The 19,017-nt window shown below is 55.6% G+C and carries 18 protein-coding genes; 6 read left to right on the forward strand and 12 right to left on the reverse strand.

All coding sequences use genetic code 11. The features are described from left to right. Positions 1 to 358 precede the first annotated feature (358 nt). Positions 359 to 619, reverse strand: a complete 261-nt coding sequence (locus OHL22_RS14045) for a PqqD family protein (protein WP_263338467.1) — start codon at positions 617 to 619, stop codon at positions 359 to 361. 285 nt (positions 620 to 904) lie between these two features. Next, positions 905 to 1,405, reverse strand: a complete 501-nt coding sequence (locus OHL22_RS14050; RefSeq protein ID WP_263338469.1) for a helix-turn-helix domain-containing protein — start codon at positions 1,403 to 1,405, stop codon at positions 905 to 907. Between the two features lie 638 nt (positions 1,406 to 2,043). Here OHL22_RS14050 and OHL22_RS14055 point away from each other — a divergent pair. Further along, positions 2,044 to 3,918 carry an ABC transporter ATP-binding protein gene (locus OHL22_RS14055; RefSeq protein WP_263338471.1) on the forward strand — a complete coding sequence of 625 codons (1,875 nt, stop codon included), beginning with the start codon at positions 2,044 to 2,046 and terminating at the stop codon, positions 3,916 to 3,918. Here OHL22_RS14055 and OHL22_RS14060 read toward each other — a convergent pair. After that, positions 3,905 to 5,200, reverse strand: a complete 1,296-nt coding sequence (locus tag OHL22_RS14060; protein WP_263338473.1) for a PAS domain-containing protein — start codon at positions 5,198 to 5,200, stop codon at positions 3,905 to 3,907. The genes OHL22_RS14055 and OHL22_RS14060 overlap by 14 nt on opposite strands. An 874-nt stretch (positions 5,201 to 6,074) precedes the next feature. Here OHL22_RS14060 and OHL22_RS14065 point away from each other — a divergent pair. From OHL22_RS14065 to OHL22_RS14080, 4 genes are all read left to right on the forward strand, one after another. Beyond that, positions 6,075 to 8,654: a CHAT domain-containing protein gene (locus tag OHL22_RS14065; protein ID WP_263338475.1), complete on the forward strand. Its 2,580-nt coding sequence runs from the start codon at positions 6,075 to 6,077 to the stop codon at positions 8,652 to 8,654. A 36-nt stretch (positions 8,655 to 8,690) separates the two neighbouring features. Beyond that, on the forward strand, positions 8,691 to 9,965 hold the full coding sequence (locus OHL22_RS14070) for a S41 family peptidase (RefSeq protein ID WP_263338477.1): 1,275 nt from the start codon (positions 8,691 to 8,693) through the stop codon (positions 9,963 to 9,965). A 165-nt stretch (positions 9,966 to 10,130) separates the two neighbouring features. Continuing rightward, a complete protein-coding gene (locus OHL22_RS14075) occupies positions 10,131 to 10,397 on the forward strand; it encodes a hypothetical protein (RefSeq protein WP_263338480.1) in 267 nt (88 codons plus the stop codon). Between the two features lie 33 nt (positions 10,398 to 10,430). Beyond that, the gene (locus tag OHL22_RS14080) at positions 10,431 to 11,264 is read left to right on the forward strand and encodes a helix-turn-helix domain-containing protein (protein WP_263338483.1); all 834 of its coding nucleotides are present in this window, start codon (positions 10,431 to 10,433) and stop codon (positions 11,262 to 11,264) included. An 18-nt stretch (positions 11,265 to 11,282) separates the two neighbouring features. Here the strand turns inward: OHL22_RS14080 and OHL22_RS14085 are convergent, their stop codons facing one another. From OHL22_RS14085 to OHL22_RS25085, 4 genes are all read right to left on the reverse strand, one after another. Next, positions 11,283 to 11,855 (reverse strand): hypothetical protein, encoded by a 573-nt coding sequence (locus OHL22_RS14085; RefSeq protein WP_263338486.1) that lies wholly within the window; start codon positions 11,853 to 11,855, stop codon positions 11,283 to 11,285. Continuing rightward, the gene (locus OHL22_RS14090) at positions 11,852 to 12,625 is read right to left on the reverse strand and encodes a hypothetical protein (RefSeq protein WP_263338487.1); all 774 of its coding nucleotides are present in this window, start codon (positions 12,623 to 12,625) and stop codon (positions 11,852 to 11,854) included. Before OHL22_RS14090 ends, OHL22_RS14085 begins: the two co-directional genes overlap by 4 nt. A 48-nt stretch (positions 12,626 to 12,673) precedes the next feature. Beyond that, positions 12,674 to 12,868: a hypothetical protein gene (locus tag OHL22_RS14095; protein WP_263338489.1), complete on the reverse strand. Its 195-nt coding sequence runs from the start codon at positions 12,866 to 12,868 to the stop codon at positions 12,674 to 12,676. A 1,783-nt stretch (positions 12,869 to 14,651) separates the two neighbouring features. After that, positions 14,652 to 15,872: a sensor histidine kinase gene (locus OHL22_RS25085; protein ID WP_377819294.1), complete on the reverse strand. Its 1,221-nt coding sequence runs from the start codon at positions 15,870 to 15,872 to the stop codon at positions 14,652 to 14,654. A 319-nt stretch (positions 15,873 to 16,191) separates the two neighbouring features. Between OHL22_RS25085 and OHL22_RS14100 the strand changes: the two genes are divergently transcribed. Beyond that, complete coding sequence (locus OHL22_RS14100; protein WP_263338492.1) at positions 16,192 to 16,527, forward strand: helix-turn-helix domain-containing protein; 336 nt, start codon at positions 16,192 to 16,194, stop codon at positions 16,525 to 16,527. Here OHL22_RS14100 and OHL22_RS14105 read toward each other — a convergent pair. From OHL22_RS14105 to OHL22_RS14125, 5 genes are all read right to left on the reverse strand, one after another. Further along, positions 16,514 to 17,248 carry a hypothetical protein gene (locus OHL22_RS14105; RefSeq protein WP_263338494.1) on the reverse strand — a complete coding sequence of 245 codons (735 nt, stop codon included), beginning with the start codon at positions 17,246 to 17,248 and terminating at the stop codon, positions 16,514 to 16,516. The genes OHL22_RS14100 and OHL22_RS14105 overlap by 14 nt on opposite strands. Positions 17,249 to 17,286: 38 nt before the next feature. Then, positions 17,287 to 17,856 (reverse strand): sigma-70 RNA polymerase sigma factor region 4 domain-containing protein, encoded by a 570-nt coding sequence (locus tag OHL22_RS14110; RefSeq protein ID WP_263338497.1) that lies wholly within the window; start codon positions 17,854 to 17,856, stop codon positions 17,287 to 17,289. Positions 17,857 to 18,044: 188 nt separating this feature from the next. Beyond that, a complete protein-coding gene (locus OHL22_RS14115; RefSeq protein ID WP_263338499.1) occupies positions 18,045 to 18,344 on the reverse strand; it encodes a hypothetical protein in 300 nt (99 codons plus the stop codon). 30 nt (positions 18,345 to 18,374) lie between these two features. Further along, positions 18,375 to 18,563 carry a hypothetical protein gene (locus tag OHL22_RS14120; protein WP_263338501.1) on the reverse strand — a complete coding sequence of 63 codons (189 nt, stop codon included), beginning with the start codon at positions 18,561 to 18,563 and terminating at the stop codon, positions 18,375 to 18,377. Positions 18,564 to 18,599: 36 nt separating this feature from the next. Further along, entirely contained in the window at positions 18,600 to 18,959 is a 360-nt protein-coding gene (locus OHL22_RS14125; RefSeq protein WP_263338503.1) for a hypothetical protein, read from the reverse strand. Positions 18,960 to 19,017 lie beyond the last annotated feature (58 nt).

The raw sequence follows: 19,017 nt of genomic DNA on the forward strand, positions 1-19,017 counted from the left end.
TCCTCGGACAGCTCGCCTGGCGGTACGCTGTGGAGCGGTGTGAGTGCGTAAGCTCGAGAGATCATCTTCGGAGGATCAATTAACTCATGTACCGCGCAGTGGTTCTGCTGGAGCGAACTTGGCAGCAGCGCAAGTTGCAGGGTATGGAGAGCGTGATTCTGCACAAGGGACTCTGTTAAAGCATCCGCGGTGCGAACATGTAGTTGGATCGGGCTCCGTAGCAGAACCGGTCCTGACTCAGTCTGTGACACCACAATTTGCATGGATTGCGGATCAATGACGACCACCCTGTACTCGATTGAATTTGATCTGTCGAACATCGTCATCACGGGAGCCTCATTTTGCTACAGGTCGTACGCTACACGCAGAAGTGAAACAAGCGTTTGGCTTTGAGGTCCGCAACGAACTCGTCCACGTCAGTGGAAATCACTGCGCGGTCCATGCCGGTCTGACCTGCAATCGCATCTTTGATTTGTTCGAGGGTTTTGCCGTTGGCGAGTTGGGTCCAAATCAGGGCCCCGATCGGATTCAGACTGAAGAATTGGTCCGAGTTAATATCCAGGATGACTCCGCCATCCTGGTCGACTACCGAGCGAAGCTGTGGGGTTGGAAATTCCATTTCGTTCCTCCGGATCGGAGATCAATCTCACAACGTCATTGCGGGAACGCATTGCTGCGATCTGCCGCGCCGGTGAGAAGATGAGGCGCGCACCAGATGGCAAGGGTGGTGGGTCCTTAGTCTGCCCGCAGCGATAGACCCGTGATTCTCACTCCGGACATGTGCTGGAACTCAAACTCGATCGATCCAACTGTGCAAAGGAGTGTGCCACTCGAAGACACTTACAAACAATTCGTAGAAGTGGACAAAATGCAGAGAGCTTGTTCGATCGACAAGCGAGTCGAGTTAGAGTAAGTCTGGATCGTCAGACTCATCATTCTCGCGCGCCGCTTCGGCGATTTCCTCGTCAGCTCGCGCCTGGCTCTGCCGGCACCACTCGATCGGCGACATATGCATATGATCCTGGAAGAAACGATAAAAATTTCGTATGTCGGCGTAGCCGAGATCCCGTGCGACTTCAGCTACTTTCGTGACTGGATAGCAGGAGAGCAGCGACAATGCATAGTCAAGCCGCACAGCTGCAAGGCGCTTTTGCAGACTCATGCCGTATCGCGTCTCAAACCTTCGACGCAACGTCTTCTCCGAGACTCCCATCTCTCGCGCGATAACACCGATGGTGAGCCGCGCATTCGCGTGTTCGCTGTCGATGATGTCATAGATGAGGGCAGCTGGATCGTCGAGTGCTCCACGTCTCGGATCTCCCGATGGATACCGCCGACGCTCGCGAATCTCTGCAATCACTTTCTTCTCGACACTGTTTGGATGATTCGTCTTCTGTCTGGCCACAAAGGGTCCCCTGTCGCGCAATCAGCAGCGGTCAAGCAGAGTTGGAATCCCGGAATGAACTGCCAGATCCAGAATCTTCTCCGGATGGTCAGCGCATCGTACTCCAACGAATTCGCTGTTGCGGAAGTCTTGCCGGGGGCCTTTTTCGTGCTATATGGTGATGCGACACCTCCTGAGCCTGCGCGACAAAGAACGTGCCTCTTCACTATGCCCGGTGTCCAAGAAAGCAACCGTTCTTGCATTGCGGCAATCAGCGCGCCGGGGCTGCTGCATCGGGGAGCCTCGCTCGGTGCAAACCAATCCCGCGTGCATCTCGCCTTGAACGGAGTGCCTCCCGGATGTTGCCGGAGAATCATTGGCAGCTTGCATAGCGCTTGGCTCTCCTCTCACAGGATGGCGTTCGATGTAGTGAGCGAAACAACACGAAAGCAAAGTATCTTGAAACACCGAGACAGCCTCTGTGACAGGCTCGTGTTTCCTATAAGCAACGGTGAGCTATCGTCATGTTGCATTTGCGAAACAGCCTCTCTTGTGACTGACAGCTCTCACGTCCATAAATCCAATATTAGACGCGGCGGGAACCGTTACCGATTCACGCAAGGGATGACAGAAGTCATCAGTGAAGTGAGATTGATCAGATGACTGTCGTTGCTCGCAAAACACCGGGAGACGCTCCGCTGAGCACAACGCATTGGATTGCAAAACGAATCCGTCAATACTTTGGGCATCTCATTCTCAGTTTCCTTCTTGCGTCCCTGGCCGGGCTGATCGCGAATGCAGATCCTCTCTTAATGCGCCATTGGCTGGACATTTCTCTTCCTCAGCGGCAGCTGGTCAATTCGCTTGTGATGGTTGCTCTCATTGCTCTTTGCTTCATCGGGCGAACGGCCATCAATGGCCTCGCATCCCTTCTTGGATTTCGCGTGAGTCAGCTGCTCGGTCACGATTTGCGCAGCGAACTCCTCGAACACATGACGCGGTTGTCGGCTGATTGGCATGAGAATACGCTGCTAGGCGAGAAGCTGAGCCGGATTGAACAAGACACCGAGCAGATCGCACAGTTCTCCGCCGACGCTCTCGGGACGGTCCTGCGATCGCTGATTTTCTTTCTCCTCAACCTCGTCATTATGTTCACGCTAAGCTGGCGGATGGCTCTTACCGTACTACCGCTGCTGCCACTCTTCTTCGTTGTGCGATGGCGGTTCAGGAGGCTAATTGCATCCCGCGCCGACAGGGCTCAGGCAGAGCTTGGCAAGGCGTCGAGTCAGTTCGCCGAACATCTGAACGCGGTTCCCGAGATCCAGGCGCTCGGCGCGGAACAGCGGTGCATCGACAGATCCATCGAGGTGCGCAGAGACATGATGGGGGCCCAGTGGTCACAGAGACGGGCAGAAATCGCCTTTTCCGTGGCAGTCACGGCCGTAATGGCTTTCGGGATTTTGCTACTGCTTGGTCTCGGGAGCCACGAATATCTTGAGGGATCGTTGACCATCGGTACGCTTGTTGCCTTTTATGCGTACGTCACCCGAGTCTTTGACCCAGTATCGACGGCGATGGAGCTCTATTCGCGTTCCCAGCGCATGATGGCGAGTATCCGTCGTGTCCGTGATGTCCTCGAGACCGACACCAGCGTCCCCGATTTCGGGCACATTGACATCGGGCAAGAGCCGCGCCTACGCCTCGGACTTGCCTGCAGAGATTTGGAGTTTCGCTACACCTCCGATAACGAAGTGCTGCGGCAGGTGTCATTCCACTTGGCGCCGGGAGAGAGGATCGCTCTTATCGGTGAGAGCGGTTCTGGCAAATCTTCACTTGCTCTGCTCCTCGCTCGCATGGCGGACCCTAAAGCCGGCGAGATCGAATTCGAGGGAATGCCGCTGCAGGATTACACTCTCGCCGCGGTGCGGCGCGCGATCTGTTACGTATCGCAGCATCCCGTTCTATTCTCTGGGAGCATTCGAGAGAATCTCCAGTACGCCAGGGAGCACGCCTCGCTAGAAGAAATGAAGAGCGCACTCAAAGCCGCACAGCTACGAGCCCTGATCGAACGACTCCCAAAGGGGATCGACACCCTGCTCGGCCCCGGCGCATCCTCGCTCTCGGGAGGAGAGCGTCAGCGCCTTGCAGTCGCCAGGGCGCTGCTGCGAGAATCGGCGATTCTGATCCTCGACGAGGCTACATCTGCACTCGACATGCCCACCGAACGGCGGATACTAAACTCCATCTCAAGATGGAACGCCAATCAGTCGATCGTCTTCATCTCACATCGAGTGCGCTCCATTACCTGGGTCGACCGGATCATTCTGCTGGATCGGGGGCGGATTGTCGCGGAGGGCAATCACGAGCTGCTCTACCGTCAGTCCGCAGCGTATCGGCGTCTCTTTGAGAAGGACGAGGGCCCTGAGCCGGTGGAAGAAACGGCGGTGACCCGACTCGGCGTACTCCGAGCTGGGGGCCGGTCCAATGACGCAGAGCAAACGATCGCGTTCCAATCGCGGGTCAGTTCAAAGTAGAAAGCACCTTTGCGATGTCGTCGGCCGGCGGCACATCCTCGACAGGGACAACGATGTTGATGATGTGATTGGCTGCGCCGTCCTCTCGGCGGACTAGCAATACAGTCATTCGGGCCCGAATGACTCTCCCATCCTTATGGACTAGCCGTTTGGCCGCTTCGTAGTGGTCGAGGTGCCCAGCCGCAAGTTCCAGAAAACGACGACGTCCTTCGCGAAGATCTTCGGGATGTACGAAGTGAGCAAAAGGGGTGCTGCTAATCTCTTCGGTTGCATACCCCAGTAATTCCTGGAAGCGTCTATTGCTCGTCCCCACGATTCCATTGAGATCGACCATGACAATGCCGACTGGCAACCGCTCCAGTACAACCTGGACTTCCCTCTGCTTCAATCGCAGTTTCTTCCCGAGGGCAACTTCATCGGCTCGATCCTTGGCGACGCACGCAATGGCAGACGGTGCCTCGTTTGGAGATTCAAACAGCGGATAGATCCCAAACTGCACGAGGGTCTCCCTACCGGTCTCGCGATGCTTCAACTTCAATCTCGGTGAATACTCATCGTTCATACCGGATTTCAAGACATCGAAGTAGTGGCGGGCCGAATGGCGGTCATCTGGGGCGAAGCAGTCCAGAACATCGGTGCCGTCGATCGAATCGAAGTCGATGCCGGTCATCGCCGCCACCGTCGGATTGGCATAGATGATGCGAAGGTTTGGATCGAGGAGAAGTAGGAAATCCGAACTGTTGTCAGCGAGTGCGGCAAGCCTCGAAGCTTCTGCCTCGAGGCTGGACATCCATCGTTCCTCCGTAATCATCCCCAGATAGCCAACAACGCGTCGATTTCGGGAGAAGATCGGGAACGCGGAAATATAGGCTCGAAAGACAGATCCATCTCCACGAACCCTGATGGTCTCGACATTCCAGTACGGAAAGCCAGCGCGCAGGCGTGCCTCAAGCTCCTCCCATTGCGATTTCCGAGAGTCCGGTAGTGGGAGAGCCTTTCCGATGATCTCCTCACGGCTCATGCCGAAAATGCGCTCTAGGGCATCGTTGCAGCGCTCCACCAGGCGGCCGAACCGGAACTCCGCAACTCCGACATCAGGCCGATCATAGACAAGCGCACGAAGAACGTCGTTCTGAGATTTGAAGGCGCTGACCCTCCAGTAGAGATAGAGGCAGGCACTGAGTGCGACGAGGCACAAGAATACTAATGCCGAAAGCGCCGGCCCCTCTCCGAGCCACGGAAGGACCCAGCCCAGGTCGCCAATCATCGCGATGGAACACATGGCCTCGTTCAGAAATGCGCTCCCTTCTCAGCCCATACTGATTGCAACGCCCCCGACGTCGCTTCGGCCACGCTCCGGCATCAACGGAACGCATCACGGAGACACACTCGCTTACGAAGCGGGCCCGACAAATACCGCGTGCTTGACAACGCTCCTTCACTAAAGCTCAAGACTCTCGCCTTAATGTTGCAGGCTGAGCCGTACGCTACATGGATATGGTCGATCGAGCTGTTGAAGCGTTACAAGAAAGTCCGTGGAATACTCCGAGCTAACATCTGCGCGATCTCAAGGGTCCGTTCGTCGCGAAAAGGACGTATCGTCCGGGAGGATGTGTTAGTGTCCTGCGCAACGCAGATCAGGGGATGGGGGAGGACTACAGTCGAATGAAGACCGACTTTGACAGCTTCTTCGCGTAGGTCGATGTCTCTTCTGATGGAGCCTTTCGGTGCGAGGGTGAAAGTCCGGAGCTTGCATCGAATCTGCTTCGCTCGCGGGCATTTCGGCTCGCTTGCAAAAGACGATAACAGCAAATCGCTTTCTTTTGCAACGCGAAGCTAGGCCGACGATTCACCACCGGGGGCTCGCTGCGCTTCCTCCTATCCTTAGAATCCTCTTGACGTAATCAGTTGTTTAATACGCGTCGAGTAACTCCATTATGGCTCCGCTCCATGACAGTCGTCCGGCTAGGGGCTGCTGTTTCCTATGCGCAACACTTCCTGCTTGTCACTCGTGAAAACTTCGCCAATATAGTTAAACGCAAACAAACTCTGAAACCCTTTTGCGAGTTTTTACATCGACTTAAATGTCATTGATCGCCAGCCGCGTATCGACTTCGTCTAATTCTGGACTAGCCCGACTGAAACGAGGTGCTCCAATGCATACGTCCTCAGCCGCTCGCCGGGTCGTTATTCTCTCTATACTTCTCATGCTGCTCGGCAGCGTGATTGCTTACCGATGGCTGCGCCGGCGGGATTCAGCAGATCTAATCCTGGATAAGGCGGACGAGCTTGCGTGGAACAACCAATGGATGCGCGCGGCGCCGCTATACGCAAATGCCGAAGCACTGTTCCGCAAGCAAGGACGCAAATCTGAGGCCCTCTATGCGCATGTGAGCCAGTTCATTCCTCGAGCGGAAAATGAATCGCTACCCGATCTGCTCTATGAGCTCAGGAAGGACGAAGATCTTCCGGAAGCCCAAAATCAGAACACGCATCTCCGGATTCTCCTGATCGAGGGGATGATCGAAACCAACTACGACGCATCGATGGCGAAGGCAACGTGGATGCAGATCGAGCACGCCGCCGCACTGCATGGACATTACTTGTTGATGGCTCGCGCCTGGGGCGAAGAAGGTATAGCCGCCTTTTTGCTCGGTGACATTGCAACGGCGAAGAAGCTCGTGAGCCGTGCCTGGTTGATATCGAAGTTGCTCCACGATCCAGCAGCCCACGTCCGTTATGCAAGCGCATTCGGAGCAGGGCTCGTTGAGTTCCATCATTATGGCGAAGCCCTGAAGACGCTGGATGAAGCCATACAGACCGCTGACTCTTCCTCTGGAGTGGCATACCCAAGCATCGCCATTAACGCGAAGATCGATGCCCTTAGGGGGCTTCATCGGTATGATGACGCGCTGGCTCTCTCTTCAGAAGCGCTTAACCGCTTACCGCACGCGTCACTGGACGCTCATCTCTTCCAGATTCTGACCGCAAGAGGTCAGATTTTCGCGGATCAGAAGCGCTGGAGCGAAGCCGCCAGCGAGTATGACAAGGCCCTCCAATATGCGCGACACCTAAACTACTGGCGCGGCATTGCCCAGACCGGTGGTCTGCTGGCGCTGGCCTATATGGAGGAGGGTCAGCTGACCACGGCCTTGGACGTCATCAATGAGGCGCTGGCGGCAAATGCGCAACTTCCTCGTGAGCTCTATTTCGCGCCCGGCAATCTCGCCATCAAAGCCAGAATCCTCGATAAATTAGGACGCGCGAACGAGTCCGGCATGCTCTATGAGAGAAGCCTTGCGCTGATCGACTCGTTGATTGCTACGGCGCCCACACCCGAATTGGAGGAAGACGTCCTCTCGGAACTCGGCATAGTGTACACGGGTTATTTCGACTCACTGGCTAGACGAGGCGACCTTGCAGGGGCCTTCGAAGCGGTGGAGAAGGCGCGTGGAAGAATTGAGGCTGAGGCGCTTGAAGATCACGCCCTGCAACTTCCTCATGTTCGCACGGAGCATGAAGAGAGAATTACGCAGTTGGATCTCCAGTTGCTCAAGGCGGACGATCCCGGCGTCGCCGGCGAGGTTGAGACCGCTCTCCGCAGCACGGAAGACGTATCCGATCGTCCACAACTCGCCTCTAGGACGGCTACACAACCTCTCTCCGTGAAGGATGTCCAACATCATCTCCGCCCCGGAGAACTGATCCTGGAATACGTGCTCTCGGATCCTGCCTCATGGGTCCTTGCAATCAATCGCACCACGGTGCACAAATATGACCTTGCACCAAAGGGGGTCATCGAGGCCGATGCCAGCCAATACCGTAAGACGATCCTCGCGAGGAAGGCCGATCCTGCGCTCGCCCAAGAGCTTTTCAACAAGCTAATCGCGCCGATTCCCGAGTTTCGAATTAGCGAGTCGATCATCATTGTTCCAGACGGCGCACTTCATCTGCTGCCGTTTTCGGCGCTGGTCAATCGCGGCTCTTACATTCTGAGCGATCACAACCTGAGCAACAGTCCTTCCTCGACGGTTCTGTGTCTCCTCCGTGAGCGGGAGGCCGGCACATTGAAAGACTCATTGCAGTATGTCGGAGTTGCAGCTTCGTCGGATCAGTCTGCCAAACAGAGCTTCGTCGTACGAGCGGCGGATTCCGCAGCGAACGAACAACTTGCTCCTCTTCCCGGCAGCGCAGACGAGGTGGAGAAGGTTGCGCGCGATTTTCCAGCCTCAAAGACACTACTGCTGGGAGCGGACGCCACTGAGACGAGGTTCAAGAGACTACCTCTCTCTCAATATCGGGTTCTCCATCTCGCGTTACATGGTTACGCAGATCTCCAGTATCCGGACCGCTCTGCGCTCGTATTTGCGCCCGAGAAGAACGGTCCGGATGATGGGCTTCTTGAGGTACGCGAGATTCGGCAACTGCCGCTCGACGCTCGTTTGGTAACCCTCTCGGCCTGCAACACCGGAGTTGGACCAATCGGCGCAGTAGATATATCGAACCTGACGAACGCCTTCATCGAGGCCGGGTCAGAAACCGTTGTTGCAGCTCTATGGGATCTCGAAGATCGGTCGACGGGGAGACTCATGACTGAGTTCTACGGCAATCTCGTTGATGGTCAGAGTAAAGAGCTGGCGCTCCGCAATGCACAGCTCACTTTTGTGTACGACGGGCTTGCGCCCTACTATTGGGCCGGTTTCGAGATCGCCGGTGACACTGCAGGAGGTCTCTAAATTGAGTTGCCCACGATTCGCACAAGGAGAACCAGAGTGAGCGAAGAAGAGCTGAACCGATCGCAGCGTACCAAGATATTGGAGAGAATCGAAAAGGTGGTTGCCGACTGCTTCTACGATCCTACTTTGAGAGGAGTTGATTGGCGTGCCGCTGTCGCAGCGCATCGCGAAGCAGTCCTTAGCGCTCTGACGGGAGAACAGTTTGAGCGCGAGCTAACGGCCCTTCTGTCTGAACTGAAGGCTTCTCACGTGGGCGTTTTCCGAAAGCATCCGCCTCGGGGTACCGCAAAGTTGGCGATCAGCGCTAGCTATGCGCCGTTCCCATTGAATGGTGAAGACCGCTGGACATTCCAGGATGTACACAAAGGTGGGCCTGCGTCAGTGAGCGGTTTGCTTCCTGGAGACGTTCTGCTCTCGATCGATGACAGAGAGTTCAAGCCTCCCGAACACCCGATCTTCGAAACCGGAAAGACACTTGCAATCAAGATCGTTACGCGCGGAATGCGCCGCGAGACACGACATTTGGTTGTGCCTCTCCCGGCGAGGAAGCGATTTCAACTGCCACAGGCGGCTGCAGCGCTTGTTGTCCACAAGCGCCTGGATGAATCACTCGGCTACATCCGCATATCGAGCTTCCCCGGCATCGCAGGTGTGGACGTGGCGAACGCTGTCTCGGCCGCAGTTGATGAATTGTCCCAGACCGAGCGGCTCATCATTGATGTCCGCGGCAATACCGGTGGCGGCGCCGGCGTGCTTCGAGTGATGAGCCTGCTTACTCCAGAGCGCTTGCCGGTTGGGTATAGCGTCAACCGCAAACAACTGAAGCTCGTCGGCCAGTTGGATCGCTTTTCGGTCTTTGACCGCATACCCCCCACCACCAAAGAGCTACGCCTTCGTGCCCTGATGTTTCTTCCTCATATCAAGCCCCTCCTGTTTGGCTCGCTCCTGAAGCCTATCCTCCTACGAACTGAGGGATTGGGTGTACAGCCATTTCATAAACGCGTCGTGCTGCTGACGGATCGTCACACAGCAAGCGCCGCTGAAATTCTAGTTGCCTTCGCGCGCGAGCACGACCTTGCTGTAGTGGTAGGGGAAGCCACTCCCGGACGAGTTCTGCAGGGAAGCGCGTTCGGGGTTGGGTACGGCTATCGAGTCGCATTACCCATCGCCGCTTACCATACGGCGCGGGACTGGATTTTGGAGGGCCACCCCATTCAGCCTGATATCGAAGTTCCCTTTGATCCGGACCTAGCAAGAGAAGGTCTTGATCCGCAGATGGACCAAGCAGTGGCAACGGCTCGCCAGCTCTGATTGGAGAGAATTTGCAGATTGTCCGCTTTTACGAATTGCCGGATTGGAGCTTGAGTGCGATGCTGGCGGAGAGCTCTGTGTTCATTGAGCTGGGCTACGCTCGAATCGGAAGCATTTTCGCCCGTTCAATAGAGTCTTCTGCTCAGACCCTTGAGGGACGGACGGATGAAGGAAGTTTCTTCCCAAGTGCACGATATAGGTGATCGTCCGCGAGGACGCCCTCCAAAGCTGCTGGAATTCCCGACAGCACATTCCGGAAACTCGAAGTCTCACAGCTCCTTTAATCAAGATTTGAATGAAAGCCGAATACTATCAGCACTGCCTTTGATCGCGATGGCAAGTGTCTTCAACCTGACCACGTCTGACGCGTTCGCATTCCCAGAGACGATCCTCGATCTCGGAAGAAAGCTGTCCGGATTTGCCGAAGAATAGGGCGGATGGATCGCCTGTACCTGAGGACTGTGCTTGAGCCCTGACGACTCAACAAATGTCGATGATCCTGAAGTGCTTCTTAGCGACAAGATGAATGTGAATCCCACTGGAGGTACTCGGATGGACGGCATAGGAAGCCAACTCCGCGCTGCTCGGCAACGTCTTGGCTTTAGTCTGCGCGATGTTGAAGAGCACACGGGCCGCCTCGCTCAACGCGTGGGAGTTCCCGGCTACCGTATGTCAGCCAGTTGGTTGGACCGCGTGGAGCGTGAGAACCGCGGCTTGGCCGGAGCGAAGCTCATCGTTCTCGCATGCGTGTACAACCTGACAAACGACCAGATCCTGGCCCTCTGCCCCGGCGTGAGCGACACTCCACCGCCCTCAGATCCATTGCCGAGCCCGAACACGACTCTTCTTCTCGAAGACGGATTGTTGGCCCAACACGCACGTGTCCGGCTTCCCGACACCTTAGTGTCGATGTCCCCGCCGGAGAATACAACCCTGCTTACATCGGAGCAGCAAGCATTTGCAGCCAACTTCAAGCGCGGCATCATCGGGCGATACGATCGCACGATGGAACCGCTACTCCTTGCGGGCTCGATTGTCATGATCGACACGCAGCAGCGCGCCATTGCGGGTCGAAAAGACTGGGAAAGCGACTATGATCGTCCGATCTATTTCCTTCTGGCTCATGACGGCTACTTTTGCGGATTCTGCGAACTCGATAGGAAACAGGAATGGCTCGTACTTGTACCGCACCCCCTATCACCCGCACCGAGAGATCGGCGCTGGCGATACAGGAGAGAAGTTGAAGTCATCGGAGCGGTCGACTGGTTCTGCACGCGACGAGCCAGAAGATCGCACTAACAAATCCTGTCGATCTCTCTAGAGGCTCTTCTGCAACTCAGCCAAGCCTGGCAGATTCAATTGCTCGTACAGATTGAGCACCCGCTGGGTCATGACGTAGTACGTGGCAACGGCGCGTTGCGCATAGTTTGGATACCACGACTCGAGCGCTCCCTGCTTTTCCGCTCCCTTGATCCGTTGGATATGAAGCTCGATCTCACGCGCCTGCTGACGCAGCTGTTCGGTCACTACGATCACCTCGGGATACCACTGCTGCGCATAGAACACCAGGTCGACGAGCACCTGGCAGTTGCGCTCAAGAATCTCAAGGCCTTTCATCCCGCCGACGAGCGGCCAGATTTGAGATGGATCGAGGTCCAGTTCGTCATCGTCTGTTCGCCGCTCGCCATGTTCGTCAACAAGGTCTCTAGCTACAAGAACAATGTTGTCGCGATCGACTGCCGCGAGCCTTCGGATGAGCGTTTCCCACTTGCCGTAGGGGTACATTTTGCGTTGACGATTTCTGATGAGGTAGTACATTGCGGCGCCAAGGAGTGCCACTAGAAAGACGACTAGCACAACAACGAAATAGACGGTGCGAATCGTGATCATCTCTTGAACGCCCGAAGTTTCCGAAGATCGTATTCCACCTTGATGCGCAAAGTGAAGAAGAACTTTCTGATGTCCTCTGGCAACTCTCTCGGCTCAGGCGCATCGCGCCATAGCATGACGATCCAGTATGCCAGACATGCCAGATATGCCGACATCCTCACATACGTCAGGGACTCGAACGCCATTGAGTTCCGGACTGTCAAATTGTGGCCAGCCTCCGTCAGTATGCCGATCAGTTCATAAAGGCCCAGCCCTTGAGCAATTCGAGCCACGTGAGTCTTCCAGGGGAGATTGGCAATCGTCGAGAAAGCGATCATCCCCACGAACAGCTGGCATTGAAGGGCGGAGGAAAGCAAATTACCGCGATCAAGCAGAGTGCCAAGTACTGTTCTCTCAGGTGGCACAGGCAGAGAGGCAAGGGCTAGAGCTACCAGTACGCTTACTCCCGACAAAAGCATTATGCCCATCCGCACGTCTGGCGCCCAGGTTCCAGTCGGACAAAACAAGTGTCTAGCCAATTCGTATGTCACGCCCAACTGCAAGATGAAGTCAATAATGGCGAAGCCGAAATACGTGACGAGGTAGTCGTGTTTTGATCCATATACCGCCACCAGGTAAAGAACCACTGCATTCAGAACATTACAGAGGATGAGCGCCGTAAAAATGGGAAAGGCTCGTGTACGGTGGCGTACTAGGAGAACGATCAGAAGCAGGCTGTGTCCTACGAGGCCGGCCGCCCAGAACACGAGAATCGTTCCGCTCAGATGCATCCGGACTCCTCCGCCGAGCGGCCCCTCGATACCCGCTTGCTGTTTATCTTATGCGAAGAACAGGAGTGCAAGTATTTCGTCGACGATGTCATCTTGAGGTTCCGGGTTCGTCCCCGTGATGACGCTCGGGTCAGTCGGAGCCGGTTGGGTTGTACTTGACTGCGCGACGGCGCGGCCGATTGGCGCGGCGAGGACGAGAAGCGTCATCGCCAGAGCAAACTTGCGCGAAGCATTTCGGATCATGAGTCGTCTCCTTGAGCGCGGGTAGCGCTGGGCGGAGACTAGGTACTCATGTCGCGAAAACCGACCGATTTACATCCTCCGTTTCGCATGGGAAACGTGAGCAATGTTGTGCGTCCGGATGTAGATGTGTTGTGAGGCGGGTGAGCGAGTGCACGACGTCAGCTCAATTACCTAGCGATTTCGCAGCTGCGTTGCCCATGCACAACGAGTCGAACAGGGCCATTGACTATTGGGCGCGTGAAAACTTAGCGGGGTGATGGTCGCTTTGCTCCGAAAGTCCGCTTTTACGAATTGTCTGGTTTCATCAGTCAGTGTCATTCTCAAAGCGATCGGTGCCGGCATGGAGTTGACTTGGCCCGTCAGGAGAGATTCGGGCAAATGCAAGTCTCTGTCGGCCCATGTCGATTCTGAATCCACAATTCGACCGTTATCGGCTCGTCCTCATATCCCCTCGAACGCGAAAGGTTCTGCTCGAGGAGAACATGAGCACGCTCTCTCTTCCTCAGCTTCTCGTCCCACGTTGGACGCGAGCCGCGCGGAGCATCACGATACAAATCAAAGAGAGATGGAACGCGAAAGGGATAATCATTGACTTCCTCGGGGATCATCCTGGGGGAGGTAATGTTGTCATCGCGACCCGTGCCGATGAGCACAAGGGGCTCGGCGCATCTGGCACCGCCTGGGGTCCACTGCGGTCCGTACCCTCGAGTGAGTTGAGCAGGGAGGAACGAGCTGTCGTTGAGAAGCTACTTGCGGAAGGTTCGACGGGCCGGGGACCATTCTCCCGAATCGGCTGGATCGAAGAGCTCTTGGCATGGACCAGCAGAGAGCTCGGGCTGGAACGCTCGCAGCTTTCTGACGAGGCGGTGCAACTAAACGCTGCCGCGGCGGATGCGTTGGTTCACATCTCTTCAACAAGAGGCGACGGCTATTGGTTCAAAGCCTGCGGAGGTTCCCACCCGAACGAACGTAGCATCACTACAACGCTCGCACGAAGCTGTTCAGGATATGTTCCGGCGATCGTTGCTTCTCATAACAAGTGGAACGGCTGGCTTATGCGGGATGCCGGCGTTCCATTGTCATCGTCAGCCAGCATGTCTGACCACGCGGTCGAGGTCATACGGCGGCTCGGCGAGCTACAGGTTGCGACAGCACCCTGCGTCCGAGAGCTTCTTCTCCAAGGCGCTGACGATCATCGCTTGCCCATACTTCGTGAGCAGATATCTGAAATCCTCCCCAGTTTGGAAGAAGCGATGTGCGAACCTGGTGAGCATATTGGCGCCCGCATCGATGCGGGCCGTCTGCGCCGAATCGCCGATCTGATCGTAGAAGCGACACAGAGGCTAGAAAGTATAGGCATCCCGGATACACTCATCCATTGCGACATCGGCTTTGAGAACATTCTGGCTGGGCCCACGGGATGCGTCTTCATCGATTGGGCGCATGCAGGCGTCGGGCACCCATTCATCACTTTCGAGAACCTCTGCAGCCAATTCGCTCAGGATCACGAGGTCCGCAATCTTGTTCCACTTTTGCAGGGAACGTATTTGCGCGTATGGGGGGATTGGCTTTCCGTGGATCGACTTCGAGAAGCCCTCACGCTCGCGCCTTTGGTTGCCCTGGCGTCCCTTCTTTGCTGTCGGCGAGATTGGCTTACAGGCGGCCAAAGACAGTGGCCCTCTTTTCAAAGCTATGCTCGGGTCATGGCGCGACAGATGGATCTCGCTGCCCAACGGATCGAGGGAGAGGGGTGTAAGTCCGTAGAGGGTATCGGTTGTGAGAGTCAACGGGACAAGCCAGAGGGCCCCGACAGTGGGAGCGAGATCGTGAATTCTGCGCCGTTCGGTTCCAGATTTCGGACGCTTACCTCCCCATCATGAAGATCGGCCACTTTGTGAACCAGACTAAGACCGAGGCCTGACGAATGTGGGTACGATGTGTCTTTGGTTTCCGCGCGAAATCGGTAATCGAAGATGTGACTCATTTGCTCCGGAGGTATACCTGGACCGGTATCCGAGACCCGAATGTGGACCACCTCTCCGCATCGCTCGGCGCGAAGACAAATCAATCCTCCCTCGGGCGCAAACCGGAGGGCGTTTGAGATGAGATTCTCGAGAGCGCGACGAACGAGAACCCGATGCATGCGAACTTCGCCAACATCCGGAAGAACTCGAAGGTCGAGCTCAATGTTCCGGCGGCCCGCATCAAACTCGAACACGGTCAGAGCATATTCGAGAATCTGACGCAAATCCGTGGGCTCGTAGGTTCGCTCCAGGTCTCGATCTGTCTGTGCGAAGTCGCTGACCGACGATATCAGTTCCGTCGTTTGGAGCACGTCGATACGTGCTGATTCGAGGACTTCTCGCTGCTGTTCAGCATCTGCATATCCCGACGACTGCAGCCCTTCAATGCGGGACCTTATTCTAACCAGCGGTGCGCACAGATCGTGGCAGAGGAACGAGAGCCAGAGGATATTACGAGCCTCTCGTTCCCGCATCTGCCGTTTGCTCTCCTGTAATCCATCGGCTAGGTTCGTGGCGGCTCTCTCCAAAGTTCCAATCGCACTGGTTGGCTCGATTAACCACCGGACGAATCCCGACAAATGCGAAGATTCGGCTGGGGAATTGATCAAGGAATCGATGCCAGCCGGGGGAGCGAACCTGCTCAACGATTCGGACAAAGCATGTATGCGGCGTCGAATCTGAAGATATGCACGCCAATGAAGTGCGAGGATGACGGCAACAAGAAACAAAACAAAGCCAAGGAGCACAGCGAGTTCCAGGCTCGTCACCTCGAGCGGATCAAACACGATTAGCCCAAGGCACGGGAACAGGGCAACAGCGTTTTTCGATTCACTCCTAGACCAAGAGGTACAACTGCTCACATTGAGAGAGCCAAGAGACCAGCGATGAAGCATCCGATTGACGATGAGTCCGAACGCGGAGGTCTCCCTCGGCCGCACGGTAAGAAAGATCGTAGAGCGAAATGGCCTGAAGATGATCATTCTCGGTTCGACCTGAAGATCTCTGGCGCCGTCACAGAAGAGGGTCCGGAAACAGTGGTGGATCGCCGGCAGGTCCAATCATAGGGGCTTGCGGTGAACGCGACGCGAATGTGATTCATCATTGAAGGCCGTCAATCTGTGACCTTGGCTCCCCCGTTCTCACCGCTGCCAATCAGTTTCGGTGACCCGCGCCTTCTACTTCTTGCGAGCCTCTTCGTGCGCAACAAGCCGTATCAACATAGATAACATGATGTGCTACATCCTCTTATCTATGTATCACATCATGTCATATTCGGCCTCACTCATCAAGACTGAATGAGTGACGCGCAAGATTGAAAAGACAATCAAACAAGAGTTGGGCGAGCGAATCGAGGAACTGCTTTTGCTTTCCGGGAAACGCCAGACAGACCTCGCGTCGTTCCTTGGAATCGATCCGCGCAATATCTCCCGGATTGTGAACGGGAAGGCATTCCCGGACGTGAACTCTCTGAAACCGATCGCGAGGTTCCTGCGGGTGCGCGTGAAGGATCTGTTCGACCCCGATCCCGATCGCATCATGCCGCCACGACTCCCTAAGGCTCCTCGCAAGTCTCACCTCTTCGTTCGCAAGCCGAAAAAGTCGACGTCGGTAGCCGAGAGTGCTAATTCAGTGTGAAGGGATAGAAGTAGGTCGCGGACTCACCGGTCTTCAGAATGCCAAGGTAATAGCGTCCCGGTTGGAGCAGTCTGAGATCGAGTTGAAGTTGTGCCTGCGTACGAGCGCCCTGAGCGACAGCTCGTGAGTGGACTGTTTCAAGCACTTGATCATTTCTGTCCTTCGCGATTGTGACTTGGTAATCACCATCCGGACTGAAGTACGGCAGAATCAGATTAAGATTGACAATCTTCCTGGGAAGTCCGAAGGGGCTTGCGTGACTTTCCGGGGCAGGGCTACGGCTGACGCCGTCGCCACTGAGATCGACCGTGAGTGTTACGACTTCGTTAGCGACCGTATAGGATTGAGAGGCGCTCCGATGACGCTGCCATACGACAATTGCAACCGCCAGTACGAGGCAAAATGTCAATGCAGCGGCCGATCTCCATCCCATCCAATACCGAAGATGTAGTTGCGATGCGGACTTCTCAAGCCTCTCTTCGCGAAGGAGGCGGAGTTCCTTCAACTCTAAGGTGCATTCGCGGCACCTTGTGATGTGAGTGTCATTCAGATCGTCGAGCGTAATGCTTCCAGGTTTGTCGACAAACGATGCCAAGACCTCGTGAGATGGGCAACCGATGCGTTCAGGATTTGGATGCTTTTCGATGACATGAGCTTCCCACCTCTCGAACAGGAGAGTGTCATTTTCATCGTCTTTCGTAAAGCGCCGCTCGCTACTCACTGAAGACCTTCGAGGAACCGAGGCAACCCGAACTCAAACTAATTCTCAGGATCCCGAATTCCGAGTTTTTTCCGAATGCGAATAAGCTCTCTTTTGCAGCTCATTCGAATCGCGTCCACTGATTTTGACGTTGTCCTGGCAATCTCTTTCCAACTGCGACGAGCGCCGAGGCGCATCAACAAGGCCAAGCGGACGTCGGGAGGCGTGTCGTCGAGTATTGTATCGAGATCGATTTCCGCTTCAACAGACTTTTGTAAGCCGTCCGTTGAACGCGATAGCACTTCAACCTCTGCATTGGTGCCAAGGAAGTGAAGATGGGCATCGCTGCGCTGTCTTCTGCGGACTGCATTCCGGTAGAAGTGCAGCAGGATCTCGGACGCTTCATCGGCCTCGATCGGAGAGAGACCCGCGAGATGCTCGGCGGTCTGCTGAATCGCAAGCTCCATCAATTCCGGGGCAAGGGAATCGTCGCCCAGTTGCGTGATGGCCACGTCGCGTGCTTCCTGCCACCCAAGTCTGACAGCGGCGCGAACAATGGGCGCAATCCATTTGCCCTGGGGCGTGAAACTTATGACCCAGACGAGGTCGGACGGGGAAGGTGAAAACATAAGCTCGCCTGCAGCAGCATTCTCGAACTGCCCGGAATGACGGGCGGCGTACTCTTCGTATAGTCACATTACCCGAAAACCTATTCCTTTTCCACAAATCCGCCTAAATTTCCAGATTGACATGTTCGATTTCGTCGTTTTCGACGGCTTATTTGTAGAGGGCATTTTCTTGATCGAACGAGGGCGAGTCACTCATGGCCACGAGCGCGCAATCGTCGAAAACTGCTTCGGGCTGGAATCCCGAGGCGCATGCCATGGCGGAGCAGGCCAGGGTCTTGTCTGGACACAAACTGGAGGAATTGGTCGTTCGCCTCCAGCGCAAGAGCGGACGCACGAAAGACCAATGCTGGCGCTTTATCATTCAGCACGGTCTTAAGCGACAGACGGACCATCGCCGCTGGAGCGACGAGGAATTTGACCAGCTTCGGGAAGAGTTGGTTCAGAATTCCGTCGAAGAGGTCGCCAAGAAGCACAAACGAACACCTCATGCGATTCGCAGTCTCCTGCGGCGTCACCGCTTAAGTCTTCGAGACATCCGATGCGACCGTTTCTCTCTCGAAAGTCTGTCCATCGCGCTTCGCATTCGAAAGAGCGAGATTCAATTCTGGATCGATCAAGGATGGCTTCAAGCGGCGGTTGAATCGCACGGCTCGCGGCGTATTCACATCATCACCCCCGAGTCTCTGCACGAAATGTTTAAGCGCCATGTGTCTGATCTTTTGGCTCGTGGCGTACGAAATCTCTCATTGTTCGAGGCCTACGTTCAATATTGCTTCTCTCCAAAGCACACGTTGGGTACGCAACTGTTGAGTGTGCGACGAGACAAGAAAGAACGAGCGTCCTTTGATGCGTCGCGGGGTACGAAGGATAGCGCGGGAACTGGAGAAGACGATGAAGAGGAAGATGATAGCCGGTATCATCTTGACCTTCAGGCAGAGAATGAACGCGTCGAGTTGTAACGATCCCAACGCAGCGCGGCGCTGCGAACTCTGCCGGCAGATCGTTCCCGCCTCGCGCGAGACATCAGGGAAGAACGTGCTTGAGAGCGTGGCTTGCGCCCTCACCTTGGCAATCATTCTTGGTCCTGCGGCATACTTCGGCATCCAGTGGATCGTAGATCATCACCAAGGCCTTATACCCGATCCTCCCTGGCATGAACCT

The sequence above is a fragment of the Acidicapsa dinghuensis genome (genome assembly GCF_025685685.1).
GTDB classification, from domain to species: Bacteria; Acidobacteriota; Terriglobia; order Terriglobales; family Acidobacteriaceae; genus Acidicapsa; species Acidicapsa dinghuensis.

Bases quoted from the DNA above. Each gene is read 5' to 3' on its own strand.
- OHL22_RS14045 (WP_263338467.1), bottom strand. From the start codon at position 619: ATGGAATTTCCAACCCCACAGCTTCGCTCGGTAGTCGACCAGGATGGC.
- OHL22_RS14055 (WP_263338471.1), top strand. From the start codon at position 2,044: ATGACTGTCGTTGCTCGCAAAACACCGGGAGACGCTCCGCTGAGCACA.
- OHL22_RS14060 (WP_263338473.1), bottom strand. From the start codon at position 5,200: ATGTGTTCCATCGCGATGATTGGCGACCTGGGCTGGGTCCTTCCGTGG.
- OHL22_RS14065 (WP_263338475.1), top strand. From the start codon at position 6,075: ATGCATACGTCCTCAGCCGCTCGCCGGGTCGTTATTCTCTCTATACTT.
- OHL22_RS14075 (WP_263338480.1), top strand. From the start codon at position 10,131: ATGAAGGAAGTTTCTTCCCAAGTGCACGATATAGGTGATCGTCCGCGA.
- OHL22_RS14085 (WP_263338486.1), bottom strand. From the start codon at position 11,855: ATGATCACGATTCGCACCGTCTATTTCGTTGTTGTGCTAGTCGTCTTT.
- OHL22_RS14090 (WP_263338487.1), bottom strand. From the start codon at position 12,625: ATGCATCTGAGCGGAACGATTCTCGTGTTCTGGGCGGCCGGCCTCGTA.
- OHL22_RS14095 (WP_263338489.1), bottom strand. From the start codon at position 12,868: ATGATCCGAAATGCTTCGCGCAAGTTTGCTCTGGCGATGACGCTTCTC.
- OHL22_RS25085 (WP_377819294.1), bottom strand. From the start codon at position 15,872: ATGATCATCTTCAGGCCATTTCGCTCTACGATCTTTCTTACCGTGCGG.
- OHL22_RS14110 (WP_263338497.1), bottom strand. From the start codon at position 17,856: ATGTTTTCACCTTCCCCGTCCGACCTCGTCTGGGTCATAAGTTTCACG.
- OHL22_RS14115 (WP_263338499.1), bottom strand. From the start codon at position 18,344: ATGAGGTGTTCGTTTGTGCTTCTTGGCGACCTCTTCGACGGAATTCTG.
- OHL22_RS14120 (WP_263338501.1), bottom strand. From the start codon at position 18,563: ATGGCGCTTAAACATTTCGTGCAGAGACTCGGGGGTGATGATGTGAAT.
- OHL22_RS14125 (WP_263338503.1), bottom strand. From the start codon at position 18,959: ATGCCGAAGTATGCCGCAGGACCAAGAATGATTGCCAAGGTGAGGGCG.